General features: G+C 68.1%; 5 protein-coding genes. 1 reads left to right on the plus strand and 4 read right to left on the minus strand.

The annotated features are described in order from the left end of the window. Positions 1-16 precede the first annotated feature (16 nt). Positions 17-3,220, plus strand: coding sequence for an arabinosyltransferase domain-containing protein (locus tag ACAG26_RS07365; protein ID WP_370480789.1), 3,204 nt, complete (start codon positions 17-19; stop codon positions 3,218-3,220). Positions 3,221-3,296: 76 nt separating this feature from the next. On the opposite strand, the gene ACAG26_RS07370 is transcribed toward ACAG26_RS07365, so the two are convergent. The 4 genes from ACAG26_RS07370 to fadD32 all read right to left on the minus strand — a co-directional run bounded on the left by ACAG26_RS07370 (position 3,297) and on the right by fadD32 (position 13,855). Beyond that, positions 3,297-4,706 carry an MFS transporter gene (locus tag ACAG26_RS07370; protein ID WP_370480790.1) on the minus strand — a complete coding sequence of 470 codons (1,410 nt, stop codon included), beginning with the start codon at positions 4,704-4,706 and terminating at the stop codon, positions 3,297-3,299. 325 nt (positions 4,707-5,031) lie between these two features. Next, a complete protein-coding gene (locus tag ACAG26_RS07375; RefSeq protein ID WP_370480792.1) occupies positions 5,032-6,585 on the minus strand; it encodes an acyl-CoA carboxylase subunit beta in 1,554 nt (517 codons plus the stop codon). Then, complete coding sequence (gene pks13, locus ACAG26_RS07380) at positions 6,582-11,921, minus strand: polyketide synthase Pks13 (RefSeq protein WP_370480794.1); 5,340 nt, start codon at positions 11,919-11,921, stop codon at positions 6,582-6,584. Before pks13 ends, ACAG26_RS07375 begins: the two co-directional genes overlap by 4 nt. Positions 11,922-11,947: 26 nt before the next feature. After that, a complete protein-coding gene (fadD32, locus tag ACAG26_RS07385; protein ID WP_370481194.1) occupies positions 11,948-13,855 on the minus strand; it encodes a long-chain-fatty-acid--AMP ligase FadD32 in 1,908 nt (635 codons plus the stop codon). Positions 13,856-13,954 lie beyond the last annotated feature (99 nt).

Below are 13,954 nucleotides of genomic sequence, written 5' to 3' on the forward strand. Positions count from 1 at the left end.
TCGAGGAGTGGCGCCCATGAGCGTTGTCATGAACCGTGAGGTGGCCCGCGACGCCGGTCGCGACGTGCGGATCGCGCGGTGGGTGGCCATCATCGCCGGGCTGATCGGGTTCGTGCTGTCGGCGGCCACCCCGCTGCTGCCGGTGGTGCAGACCACCGCGACGCTGACCTGGCCGCAGCACGGGCAGGTCCACAGCGTGACCGCGCCGCTGATCGCGCTGACCCCGATCGAGATGACCGCCAAAGTTCCGTGCTCGGCGGTGCGGTCGATGCCGGCGGCCGGCGGGTTGCTGCTGGGCACCGGGCCGGCCAAGGGCAAGGAGGCCGCGCTTCAGGGATTGTTCGTCACCGTCACCAAGGACCGGGTCGACATCACCGACCGCAACGTGGTGGTGGCCAGCGTGCCGCGGGCGGCGGTGGAATCGCCGGAGTGCCAGCGCATTGAGATCGGCTCCTCACACGCCGGCACCTTCGCCCGGTTCGTCGGGCTCAAGGGCCGCGACGGCGGCTGGAACGATGCGAATCTGCGCCCCCAGATCGTCGGGGTGTTCACCGACCTGACCGGGCCGGCCCCGGAAGGCCTGGAGTTCTCGGCCACCATTGACACCCGATTCTCCTCCAAGCCAACGACGTTGAAGTTGGCCGCGATCATCGCGGCGATCGCCGCGACCGTCATCGCGTTGGTGGCGTTGTGGCGGCTGGACCGGATGGACGGCCGCCGCATGCAGCGGATCATCCCGGCCCGCTGGCGATTTTTCACCCTCGCTGACGCCGCGGTGATCTTCGGCTTTTTGCTGTGGTACGTGATCGGCGCCAACTCCTCGGATGACGGCTACATCCTGGGTATGGCACGGGTCGCCGGGCACGCCGGCTACATGTCCAACTACTTCCGCTGGTTCGGCAGCCCGGAGGACCCGTTCGGCTGGTACTACAACCTGCTGGCACTGATGACCCATGTCAGCGACCAGAGCATCTGGATCCGGTTGCCCGACTTGGTCGCTGGGCTGGTGTGTTGGCTGCTGCTGTCGCGGGAGGTGTTGCCCCGGTTGGGTCCGGCGGTGGCCGGGAGCAAACCCGCGGTGTGGGCGGCCGGGACGGTGCTGCTGGCGGCATGGATGCCGTTCAACAACGGGCTGCGGCCGGAGCCGATCATCGCGGTGGGCTCGCTGATCACCTACGTGCTGATCGAACGCGCGATGAACACCGGCCGGCTGATCCCGGCCGCGTTGGCGATCATCACCGCCGCTTTCACCCTGGGCATCCAGCCCACCGGGCTGATCGCGGTGGCGGCGTTGGTGGCCGGTGGCCGACCGATCCTGCGGATCTTGGTGCGCCGCCGTCAGCAGGTCGGCACCTGGCCGCTGGTGGCGCCGATGCTGGCGGCCGGATTCGTCGTGCTGACGGTGGTGTTCGCCGACCAGACGCTGCGCGCCGTGTTGGAAGCCACCCGGGTGCGCAGCGCGATCGGTCCCAGCCAGGCCTGGTACACCGAGAACCTGCGCTACTACTACCTGATCCTGCCCACCGTGGACGGGTCACTGTCGCGCCGGTTTGGGTTCTTCATCGCTGCGCTGTGCCTGTTCACCGCGGTGTTTGTCATGTTGCGGCGCAAGCGGGTTCCCGGTGTGGCCCGTGGCCCGGCGTGGCGGCTGATGGGCGTCATCTTCGCCACCATGTTCTTCCTGATGTTCACCCCCACCAAGTGGGTGCACCACTTCGGGCTGTTCGCCGCCGTGGCCGCCGCCATGGCCGCGTTGGCCACCGTGCTGGTGTCGCCGGCGGTGCTGCGCTGGTCGCGAAACCGGATGGCGTTCGTGGCCGCCGTATTCTTCTTGCTGGCGTTGTGTTTCGCCACCACCAACGGCTGGTGGTACGTCTCCAGTTACGGGGTGCCGTTCAACAGCGCGATGCCCCGCATTGGTGGAATGACCGTCAGCACCATATTTTTCGCGCTGTTCGCGGTCACCGCGCTGTACGCGATGTGGCTGCACTTCGCGCCGCGCGACCGCGGCGAGGGACGGGTGGCGCGGGCGTTGACCGCGGCACCGGTGCCGGTGGCGGCCGGCTTCATGGTGTGCGTGTTCGTCGCGTCGATGGTGGCCGGGATCGTGCGCCAATACCCGACCTACTCCAACGGCTGGGCCAACGTACGCGCGTTCGTTGGCGGCTGTGGTCTGGCCGACGACGTGCTGGTCGAACCGGACGCCAACGACGGGTTCATGCCCCCACTACCCGGGGAATACGGGGCGCTGGGGCCGCTGGGCGGCACCGGCGCGGTGGGATTCAGCCCCGACGGGGTGCCGGAACACACCGTCGCCGAGGCGATCCGGATGACGCAGACCAAACCGGGCACCGACTACGACTGGGACGCGCCGACCACCCTGAAGACCCCGGGCATCAACGGGTCCACGGTGCCGCTGCCCTACGGCCTTGACCCGAAACGGGTTCCGTTGGCCGGCACCTACACCACCAGCCCGCAACAGGTCAGCAAGCTGGCGTCGGCCTGGTACCGGCTGCCGGGGCAGGACGCCGCGCATCCGCTGGTCGTGGTGACCGCGGCGGGCGTCATCGCCGGCAACAGCGTGCTGCACGGACACACCGGGGGCCAGACCGTGGTGCTGGAGTACGGCACACCGGGTCCCGACGGCACCGTGGTGCCCGGCGGGCGGCTGGTGCCGTTCGACCTGTACGCCGAACAGCCCGATGCCTGGCGCAACCTGCGTTTCGACCGGTCGCTGATCCCGGGCGACGCGACCGTGGTGCGGGTGATCGCCGAGGATGTGTCGCTGACCCCCCGCGACTGGATCGCGGTGACGCCGCCCCGGGTGCCCGAGTTACGGTCGCTGCAGGAATACATCGGCTCGTCGCAGCCGGTGCTGATGGACTGGGCGGTCGGCCTGGCGTTCCCGTGCCAGCAGCCGATGCTGCACACCAACGGCGTCACCGAGATCCCGAAGTTCCGGATCACCCCGGATTACACCGCCAAAAAGCAGGACACCGACACCTGGGAGGACGGCGTCAACGGCGGCCTGCTGGGCATCACGGATCTGCTGATGCGGGCGCATGTGATGGCGACCTACCTGTCGCGGGACTGGGGCCGCGACTGGGGGTCGCTGCGGAAGTTCGACACGATCGTGGAGGCGGTGCCGGCCGATATCGAGTTGGGCAGCGCCACCCGCAGCGGCTGGTGGTCCCCCGGCGAAATCCGCATCAAGGCGTAACTTTCCGGGCGTGAGCGTGCGTGTTTCCGTCCGACACGCCGGGGAAAATCCCGGGTTTACGCACGCTCGCCGCGGATTACGTCAGCTCAGCCAGGGCGAGGCGGCGTGTGGTCACGGCACTCAACTCGCATTCGAGTGCGGTTGCGAAGCCGGGAATCTCGGTGCCACGTATGGAGCACCCGGCGGTCTCGCGCATGAACGGCATGGCCGCCAGGCCGATGGCGCACCCCAGCATCAGGTAGACGGCCGGAAACAGCCGCCACCCGGTGCTGTCGATGACGGTGTCGGCGACCAGCGGGGCGGTGCCGCCGAACAGGGTGGTGGCGACGTTGTAGGAGATCGCGAAGCCCGCGTAGCGCACTTGGGTGGGGAACATGGCCGGGAAGGTCGCCGATACGGTCGCCAGCTGCGGGATGAACAGCAACCCGAGCACCGCAAACCCGACGATGGCCCACCCGAATCCCTGTCCCATCAGCCAGTACATGGGCAGCGCCAACACGCAGAGCCCAACCAGCGAACGGCGCCACATGGGTTTGCGGCCGACGCGGTCCGATAAGGCGCCGGCGAAGGGGATGCACGCCATCATCACCAGCTCCCCCACCAAAATGACCGCGGTGCGGCTGCGTTCACCCAGACCGAGGGTGGCGTGCAGATAGGTCGGCTGGTAGGTCAACAGGGTGTAGCTGGTGACGTTGAGCGCGACCACCATCGCGAACATCACCACGATGGGCCGCGCATAGGCCGACAGCATGTCCGCGAGGCTCGGCTTGACGCGCCCGTGCAGCGCGTTGCCGGCCGAAAACTCCTTGAACACCGGTGTGTCGTCGATTTTGGTGCGCAGCACCAGGCCGATCAGGCCCAACGGCAGCGCGACAAAGAACGGGACGCGCCATCCCCAGCCCACCATCTGGTCGTGGGTGAGCATGGCCTCCAAGCTCAGCACGGCCGCGCTGCCGAATACGAAGCCACCTAGCGTGCCGAACTCGAGGAAGCAGCCGTAGCGCCCGCGCTTGGCGTCCGGGGCGTACTCGGCGATAAACGTTGCCGCTCCACCGTATTCGCCGCCCGCGGAGAATCCCTGTACCACCCGTAAGATGATCAGGAAGAACGGTGCCCACGCCCCGACGGACGCGTAGGTGGGGAGTACACCCATCAGCATGGTGGCACTAGCGATCAGCAGGATCGTCGTGACTAGCACCGATTTTCTGCCGATGCGATCTCCGATCGCGCCCCAGACCATGCCGCCGAGGGGGCGCAGCACAAACGACACCGCGAAACCCAGCATGGTGCCGATGCTGCCCAACGGCTCCGGAAAGAACGCCTCGGTCAGATAGGTCGCGACCGCCGCATAGACGCCGTAGTCGTACCACTCGGCGGCATTGCCCATCGCGGAAGCGGCAATAGCCCGGCGGATCAGCCGATTTGCATCGTCCGGCCGCGGATCGGGCAGGCGTGACGGCGGCGCCTGCGGCAATAGCAGGCTCATCGGGCCTCGGCATGATGACGCAATTCAACCCCTCGGCGCACCGCCGGTGTCTCAGCAGGCGATCGTCGGCAGGGGAGTTGAGATCAGTCCCTGACCAATTCGAGACTCGGCGGTTTAGAGCTACACGGAATCGCCTGGGAGACACGATAATGCGTCTGATGCAGATGTTACTGGAGTGATCAAAGTGTTACGAAACACTTACTCACTCGAGACCACTGTTTTGGCGCGCCGACCCGCGAGCGTGCGCAGATGTACGGTCACAGCGCTGGGAAACCGTACAACTGCGCACGCTCGCGGGAGCGAAGAGGGGAGCAGACGGTGAGCCTTAGATCGGCAGCAGGCCGTGCTTGCGCTGCACTTTGCGCAGGTTCTGCTTGTCGACCAGCAGCCGCAGCGACTTGCGCAGTAGCAGACGGGTTTCGTGTGGCTGGATCACGCCGTCGATGTAGCCGCGCTCGGCAGCGACCCAGGGGATCGCCATGTTCTCGTTGTAGCCGGCGATGAACTGCCGCTTCACTTCCTGCGCCTCCGGCGCGCTCGGGTCGGGGAAACGCTTCATCAGCAATTGGGCGGCACCCTCGGCGCCGATCACCGTGATGCGCGCGGTCGGCCAGGCGAAGTTCAGATCGGCGGACAGCTGCTTGGAGCCCATCACCGCGTACGCCCCGCCGTAGGATTTGCGGATGGTGATCGTCACCTTCGGTACGTCGGCCTCGACGACGGCGTTCAAAAACCGACCGCCACGTTTGATGATGCCGCCTTTCTCCTGCTCCACGCCCGGCAGGAAGCCGGGGGTGTCGACAACGAAAACCAGCGGCAGGTTGTAGGAGTCGCAGAACCGGATAAAACCAGCAGCCTTGTCGGACGCCTCGTTGTCGATCGCGCCGGACATGTACATCGGCTGGTTGGCGATGACGCCCACCGGGAAACCGTCGACCCGCGCGAAGGCGGTGATGATCGCTTGGCCACGTTGCTGGCCGATGTCGAAAACGTCGCCGTCGTCGAAGATCCGCAGCAGGATTTCGTGCATGTCGTAGGCGGTGTTGTCGGCATCCGGCACGATCGAGTCCAGCTCCAGGTCGTGCGCGCTGATCTCCGGCTCCAGGCCCGGATTGACGATCGGCGGATCGTCGAACGTGTTGGCGGGCAGGAAGGACAGGTAGTCACGGACGTACTGGAACGCTGCGGCCTCATCCTCGACCACCTGGTGCACGTTGCCGTAGCGGGCCTGCGCTTCGGCGCCGCCCAGCTCGTCCAAGGTTACGTCCTCACCGGTGACGTCTTTGATCACGTCCGGACCGGTGACGAACATGTATCCCTGGTCCCGCACCGCCACCACCAGGTCGGTTTGGATCGGCGAATACACCGCTCCCCCAGCACATTTGCCAAGGATGATCGAGATCTCCGGAACCAACCCGCGCAGCAGTTCGTGGCGCCGGCCGAGTTCGGCGTACCAGGCCAGCGACGTCACCGCATCCTGGATGCGGGCGCCCGCCGAGTCGTTGATGCCGATCATCGGGCAGCCCGTCTTGGCGGCCCACTCCATCAACGCGGCCACCTTCCGGCCGAACATCTCCCCGACCGATCCCTGGAACACGGTCTGGTCGTGGCTGAAGACGCAGACCGGCCGACCGTTGATCAGCCCGTGCCCGGTCACCACCCCATCGCCGTAGAGCGCGTTCGGGTCACCCGGCGTCTTGCACAGGGCACCGATCTCCAGGAACGTGCCTGGGTCTAGGAGTGCGTGGATCCGGGCGCGGGCGCTGGGAATTCCTTTCTTCGCCCGCTTGGCGACGGCCTTCTCACCACCGGGCTCCTGGGCGAGCGCGAGTTTCTCGCGGAGGTCGGTCAGCAGTTCGGCGGTGGTCTTGGTGGTCACTTGTCCTCGCTTTCGGCTTGGATGCGGGTGATCGCCTGGCTCATGTGCGCCCCGATCTTGGCGACGATCGGCTCGTCGATGACCTGGATGTGTTCGCCGCCGACCGGCACCACCTCCAGGTCGGCCACGTACTCGCCCCAGCCCCCGTCGGGTTTGCGGGTGGCGTAGGCCGGCTCGAACACGATGGCGTCATCGTGGTAGCGGTCGGCCAGGTACAGCGTCACATGGCCGTCGTAGGACTGGTATTCGGCAGTGTCCAGGGCTCGGTTGTCCAGGTACGACGTGCGCTGGTGCTCGATGATCCCGCCCGGGATTTGCACCCCGCTCTGCGCGACGACGTCCATCACGAAGCGGACCTGGCCCTCATCGTCGAGCTTCTCCAGCTCCTCGTACGGGATTTCGGGAACCTCGACATTGAAGGTGCGCTCGGCGAACCGCGCGTAGCGGTCCCAGCGCGCGCGCATCCCCGCCTTGCTCTGGTCGATCGGCTCCCCGGGCATCACCGCGTCGATCAGCCCGACGTAGCGCACATCGGCGCCGGCCCGCTTGAGCCCGATCGCGCACGCGTAGGCCAGCGCGCCGCCCAGCGACCAGCCGGCCAGCAGGAACGGACCGGAGTGCAGCTCCAGCAGTTTGGGCACGTACTCGGCGGCGCGCTCCTCGATGGAGCCCTCCACCCGCTCGATGCCGTACACCGGGGTGTCCGCCGGCAGCCGCTTCATCAGCGGTTCGTAGACCACCGTCGACCCGCCGGCCGGGTGGAACACGAACAGCGGCACCCGACTGGACCCTTCCTGGGGTGCCCGCAGGGTGCGGACGAAACCGTCCACCACCCCTTCTTCGAGCTGCTCGCGAACGATGGACGCCAGGCCCTCGATGGTTTGCGCCGACTTCACGTCGTCGACGGTGATGTTGCCCTCGGCCCGCTCGGACAGCCGCGCGGCCATCTTCTCCGCCGATGCATCGTCGAGCGCGGGCAGCTCGTTGAAGATGCCGCCCGGCGATTTGCCGGTGACGATCGCCCACGTCGCGAAGGTGACCCGCTCGGCCGCGTCGCGCGGCGGCACGTCGGCACCCAACGCCTCGGTCACCGCTTCCTGGGTGAGCACCTTGGCGGCCGCCGCGGCCGCCGTCGCCTTGCTGACGCCGGTGACCGCCGGGCCCGACGGATCGCTGGGCGGGGGCGGAATCGGCGCACCGCCCGGGCCCGACGGATCCGTCGGCGGCGCAGGCACATCCGGCGTCGACTGCGTCTCGGGCTCGGCCTGCGGGTCCGGCGCCGGCGCGTTGAGCACCGTGTTCGGGTTGGCGCCCGAGAGCAGGGCGGCCTGTTCGGCGGCGATCTGCTCAGGCGTCTGCGTCTTCTGGTGTTCGTGCAGCGCCTCAACCTCGTCGCGGTGCTCGACCGCGTAGCGGAGCATCTCCTCGACGTTGTACAGGTTGGCGTCGCGGACCGCAGTCAGCTGGATCGGCGGTATGTCGAAGTCGTACTCGACGCGGTTCTTGATCCGCACCGCCATCAGCGAATCCAGGCCCAGCTCGATCAGCGGCACCTCCCACGGCAGGTCCTCGGGCTCGTAGCCCATCGCCGCACCGACGATGGTGCCCAGCCGCTGCGCAATGGTCTCCCCGGAGTCCGGCGACCACTTGGCGAACCCGGCGGCCATCCCGGCGCCGGCAGTCAGGTTGTCGTGCAGGATCTCCGCGTCCGGTGTTTCCTCCACCGGTGCCGGCGCGGCGCCGTCGACAGCGGTCGCGATGGCGGTCCCGGCGCCGACCGCTGCGGGCAGCACCGCCGCCGCCCCGCCCCGGCTCACCAGCGCGTCGTAGACCAGGGTGAACGACTCCTCGATGCGGGCGTGCACCTGCACCGCGGCGCCACCGGGGTGCCGGGTCAGCGTGGTCACCAGCCGCGCCCCCTCGCCGGGCACCGCCCGCTGCTCGGAGGCCGTCAGCGTGGCATCCGGAAGCACTTGGGCGGCCGCGGCGTTCACCAACGCGGCCAGGTCGGTCTCGCCGCGCGGGGCGAACTCCCAGACGTGCCGGCCGTCGGGCAGCGCCACGTGCGAGCCGGGAATCACGCCGGACGCGTCGCCGGTGAAACGCGCATCCAGCCAGTGCTCTTTGCGCTTGAACCGGGTCGGCGGGATGTTCGCGTAATCCGCCGGCCCCTGCGCCCGGGTGAACAGGGTGCGAATGTCCAGGTCGTGGCCGTGCACGAACAGCTGGGCCATCGCCGTGGTCATCGACTCGACCTCGTCTTGTTTGCGGGCCAGCGTCGCGATCAGTTGTGCGTCGTGCAGCCCGGCGGCCGCGGTGGTCAACCCGACCTGCATCAGGGCCACCGGGTTGGGTGCCAGCTCCAAGAACGTGGTGTGCCCGTTGTCGACGGCGTTGCGCACGCCGTGGGTGAAGTAGACCGAGTGCCGCAGCCCCTTCTTCCAGTAGTCCACGTCGTGGATCGGCTCACCGCCCGGGCGGATGTAGCTGCCCTCGTGCACGGTGGAGAAGTAGCCGCAGGTCAGCGGCATCGGGTGGATGCCCTGCAGGTCGGCGGTGAACTCGCCGAGCAGCGGGTCCATCTGCGCCGTGTGGCTGGCGCCCTTGGTCTGGAACTTGCGGGCGAACCGGCCCTCGGCTTCGCAGCGGGCGATGATCGCGTCGACCTGCTCGGGCGGCCCGCCGATCACGGTCTGGGTCGGCGCGGCGTAGACGCAGACTTCCAGATCGGGGAAGTCGGCGAACACGGTCTTGATCTCGTCGGCGGAGTACTCCACCAGCGCCATCAGCCGGATGTACTCGCCGAACAGCATCGCCTCGCCCTCGCCCATCAGCCGGGCGCGCGGGACGATGATCCGCACGGTGTCGCGCAGCGACAGCCCGCCCGCGAAGTAGGCGGCTCCCGGCTCACCCAGCGACTGGCCGACCACCGCGGCCGGCTTGGCGCCGTGCGCTTTGAGCAGCTCGCCGAGCGCGATCTGGATCGCGAAGATCACCAGCTGAACGGCTTCGATGGGGTATTCGACTGTGTCGCCGGTGTAGTCCACCGCGTCGTCGAGGATCATCTCCAGGATCGAAATGCCGCGCTCGTCCTGGATCAGCGCGTCGATCTTGTCGATCCACTCGGCGAAGATCGGGTCACGCAGGTACAGGCTCTTGCCCATCTTGCGGTGCTGGGCACCGAATCCGGCCAGCACCCACACCGGACCGTTGGTGACCGGCCCGTCGGCGGCGAACACGTTCGGTCGTTGCTTGCCCTCGGCGATCGCGCGCAGCCCCTGGACCGCTTCGTCGTGGTCGCGGGCCAGCACCACCGCGCGGGACCGGCCGTGGTTGCGCCGGGACAGCGCCCGCCCGATCGATTCCAGCGACGACGTGCGGCCCTCGGGACTGTCGATCCAGTCGGCCAGTTCGGCCGCCGCGGCCTTCTTGCGGGAGGTCAAAAACGCCGACACCGCCAGCGGGATCAGCGGAGCCGGCGCCTCGGCGGCCTCCAGCTCGGCCTGCGCAACTTCCTTGAGCCGCAGGGCTTCATCGGTCAGGCCAGGAAGCTCGTACTCGTCCTCCGCGGCGGCCGGCGCCTGTGCATCGTCGATGAATTCGCCGTACTCGTCGAACCGCACCCCGCCGACGAGCTCGGCCGGGGCGGCCTCGGTGGCCGGCTTCTCCTCAACGGGTGCCGGCTCGGGTTCCTTTTCGATCACGTCGCGGGGCAAGACCTCCCGCAGCACCAGGTGCGCGTTGGCGCCGCCGAATCCGAACCCGGATACCCCGGCGATCGCATACCCGCTGTAGCGCGGCCAGTCGGTGACGGTGTCGGCCACCTTCAGCCGCTGGCCCTCGAAGTCGATGTAGGGGTTGGGGCCGGCGTAGTTGATCGACGGCGGGATCTTGTCGTGCTGCAACGCCAGCACTATCTTGGCCAGGCTGGCCGCGCCGGCCGCCGACTCCAGGTGCCCGACATTGGATTTCACCGCGCCCAGCAACGCCGGTTTGTCGGCGGGCCGACCGCGGCCGACCACCTTGCCCAGCCCCTCGGCCTCGATCGGGTCACCCAGGATGGTGCCGGTGCCGTGCGCCTCGATGTAGTCCACGGTGCGCGGGTCGATCCCGGCGTTCTTGTAGGCCTTGCGCAGCACCGCGGCCTGCGCGTCGGGGTTGGGTGCCAACAGCCCGTTGGAGCGGCCGTCGTGGTTGACCGCGCTGCCGGCGATGACGGCCAGGATCTGGTCGCCGTCGCGGCGGGCGTCGTCGACCCGTTTCAGCACCAGCATGCCGCCGCCCTCGGAGCGGGCGTAGCCGTCGGCGTCGGCGGAGAAGGATTTGATCCGGCCGTCGGCGGCCAGCACCCCACCGACCTCGTCGAAGCCGACCGTCACCAGCGGGGTGATCAGCGCGTTGACCCCGCCGGCCACCACCACTTCGGCCTCGCCGCTGCGCAGCGCCTGCACGCCTTGGTGCACCGCGACCATCGAACTCGAGCAAGCGGTGTCGACCGTCACCGACGGCCCGTGGAAGTCATAGAAATACGACACCCGGTTCGCGATGATCGAGCTCGAGTTCCCGGTGATGGCGTACGGATGGGTGACGCTCGGGTCGGCCAGCGACAAGTTGAGGTAGTCGTTGTTGGACGCGCCAACGTACACCCCGACCGATTCGCCGCGCAGGCTCGACGCCGGGATGCGGGCGTGCTCGAGTGCCTCCCAGGTCAGCTCGAGGGCCATCCGCTGCTGCGGGTCGATGTTGTCGGCCTCCATCTTCGACAGCGCGAAGAACTCGGAGTCAAAACCCTTGATGTCGGACAGGTAGCCGCCGCGGGTGCGGGCCTTCCCGACCCGTTCGGCGATCCGCGGGTCGCCGAGAAACTCCGACCAGCGGCCCTCGGGCACGTCGGTGATCGCGTCGCGGCCCTCCAGCAGCGCCTGCCAGGTCTGCTCGGGGGTGTTCATGTCGCCGGGGAACCGGGTGGCCAGGCCCACCACGGCGATGTCGGCCACCTCACGGTCCCGCGACCAGTCTTCGTCGTCGGCGTCGTCGGCCAGCACCGGTTCACCCTCGACGATCACCGTCGCCAGCGCCTCGATGGTCGGATGCTGGAACGCCACCGTCGCCGACAAGGTCACCCCGGTGAGGTCCTCGATGTCGGAGGCCATCGCCACCGCGTCACGCGACGACAGACCCAGCTCCACCATCGGCGCGGTTTCGTTGATGGAGTCGGGTGACTGCCCGGTGGCGTTGGCCACCCAGTTCCGCAGCCAGGCCCGCATCTCGGCGACCGTCATGTCGGTGCGCCGCGACTCGCTGCTAGCTGCCGAATCCGGTTGCGTGTCAGTCATGGAGAGCCTCCCGGCTACGTCTTGATCTATTCCGCCTGGTCGGGGAAGGCGTTCGGGGCGGCGGTGCCGCCGCGCAGGCTGCCGTCGATGTAGGCGGTGCGGCAGGCGCGACGCCCGATCTTGCCGCTGGAGGTCCGCGGAATCGACCCGGCCGACACCAGCAACACGTCGCGCACGGTCACCCCGTGCCGGACCGCGATCGCGGCCCGAATGTCGTCGGCGATCGGCTGGTAGTCGAGCTTGTGCGCCCCCGGCGCCCGCTCGCCGACGATCACCAGCTGCTCGGAAGAGTCCTCCGGGTCGAACTTGAGGCCGGAGTGCGGGTTGTCGAACACCTCAGCCGGCAACTGGTTGGCCGGCACCGAGAACGCGGCCACATAGCCAACGCGCAGCGCCCGGCTGGATTCCTGCGCCGAGTACTCCAGGTCTTGCGGGTAGTGGTTACGACCGTCGACGATGACCAGATCTTTCACCCGGCCGGTGATGTACAGGTCGTCGCCGTAGAAGGTGCCGTAGTCGCCGGTGCGCACCCACAGCGCGTCGTCGGCGGCGCCCTCGGCGTGCGACGGGCTGGTGCGCGACTTGAGGATGTTTTTGAAGGTCTCGATGGTCTCTTTTTCCCGGTTCCAGTACCCGGTGCCCATGTTGTTGCCGGCGATCCAGATCTCACCGACCTGGCCGTCGGGCAGTTCGCTGGCCGATTCGGCGTCGACGATGACCGCCCACTCGTCCACGCCGACCCGGCCCGCCGACGCCTGGGAGACGGCGTTCGGCGCGTCGGGGTCCACCTCGACGAACCGGTTCTCGTTGTTCAACGCATCCCGGTCCACGTGGATGATCTTGGGTTTCTCATTCATCGGGGTGGTCGAGACGAACAGGGTGGCCTCGGCCAGCCCGTACGACGGCTTGATCGCCCGCTCCTGGAAGCCGTACGGGGCGAACGCCTCGTTGAACTTCCGCAGCGACGCCGCCGACACCGGCTCGCTGCCATTGAGGATGGCGTGGACGTTGGAAAGGTCCAGCGGCGGGTCCCCCTCTTTGGGCAGACCACGGGCCGCGGCGTGCTCGAACGCGAAGTTGGGGGCCGCGGAGATGGTGCCGCCGGTCTCCCCCTCCTTACGCGCCAACTCCCGGATCCAGCGGTAGGGCCGGCGCACGAACGCCGCCGGCGTCATGAACGTGCACTGATAGCCGATCACCGACGACAGCACGATGGTGATCAGGCCCATGTCGTGGAAGAACGGCAGCCAGGTGACACCACGGTCACCTTCTTTACCCTCCAGCGCGTGGATCACCTGCACCACGTTGGTGGGCAAGTTCAGCTGGGTGATCTGCACACCGGTGGGGGTGCGGGTCGAACCGGACGTGTACTGCAGGTAGGCGACGGTCTCGGTGTCCGCCGGCACCAACTCCCAGGTGGCGCCGACCTCGGCGGGCACCGCGTCGACGGCGATGATGCGGGGCCGCTCCTTGGCCGGGCGGCTGCGGAAGAATTTGCGGACGCCTTCGGCGGAGTCGCTGGTGGTCAGGATCGCCGACGGGGTGCAGTCGTCGAGCACCGCGTGCAGCCGCCCGACGTGGCCGGGCTCGGCCGGGTCGAACAGCGGCACGGCAATGCGGCCGGAGTACAAGGTGCCGAAGAATGACACCAGGTAGTCCAGGTTTTGTGCGCACAGGATGGCGACGCGGTCACCGGGCTGGGTGACCTGCTGCAGCCGGGCCCCGATGGCCCGGTTCCGGGCGCCGAACTCGGCCCACGAGATGTCGCGGGCGATGCCGTCGCGCTCGGTGGAGAAATCCAGGAAGCGGTACGCCAGCTTGTCGCCGCGCACCTTCGCCCACCGTTCGACGGTGTTCACCAGGCTGCCGTTGTCGGGGAACCTGATCTTGCCGTCCTTGATGAACGGGTTGTGGTACCCGGACCGGGACCCCATGGCCATGCCAACTCTCCTGTCACCAAAAATTTTGTGTCGCGGGTCAGCCGCCGGTCGTCATACGCCGCCTGCGTCGCTCGTCGCGAACCCTAAACCTCA

The sequence above is a fragment of the Mycobacterium sp. pUA109 genome, assembly GCF_041287095.1.
Classification (GTDB): Bacteria; Actinomycetota; Actinomycetes; order Mycobacteriales; family Mycobacteriaceae; genus Mycobacterium.

Excerpts from the sequence above, each read along its gene's own strand:
- fadD32 (WP_370481194.1), bottom strand. The coding sequence starts at position 13,855 with ATGGGGTCCCGGTCCGGGTACCACAACCCGTTCATCAAGGACGGCAAG.
- ACAG26_RS07365 (WP_370480789.1), top strand. The coding sequence starts at position 17 with ATGAGCGTTGTCATGAACCGTGAGGTGGCCCGCGACGCCGGTCGCGAC.
- pks13 (WP_370480794.1), bottom strand. The coding sequence starts at position 11,921 with ATGACTGACACGCAACCGGATTCGGCAGCTAGCAGCGAGTCGCGGCGC.
- ACAG26_RS07370 (WP_370480790.1), bottom strand. The coding sequence starts at position 4,706 with ATGAGCCTGCTATTGCCGCAGGCGCCGCCGTCACGCCTGCCCGATCCG.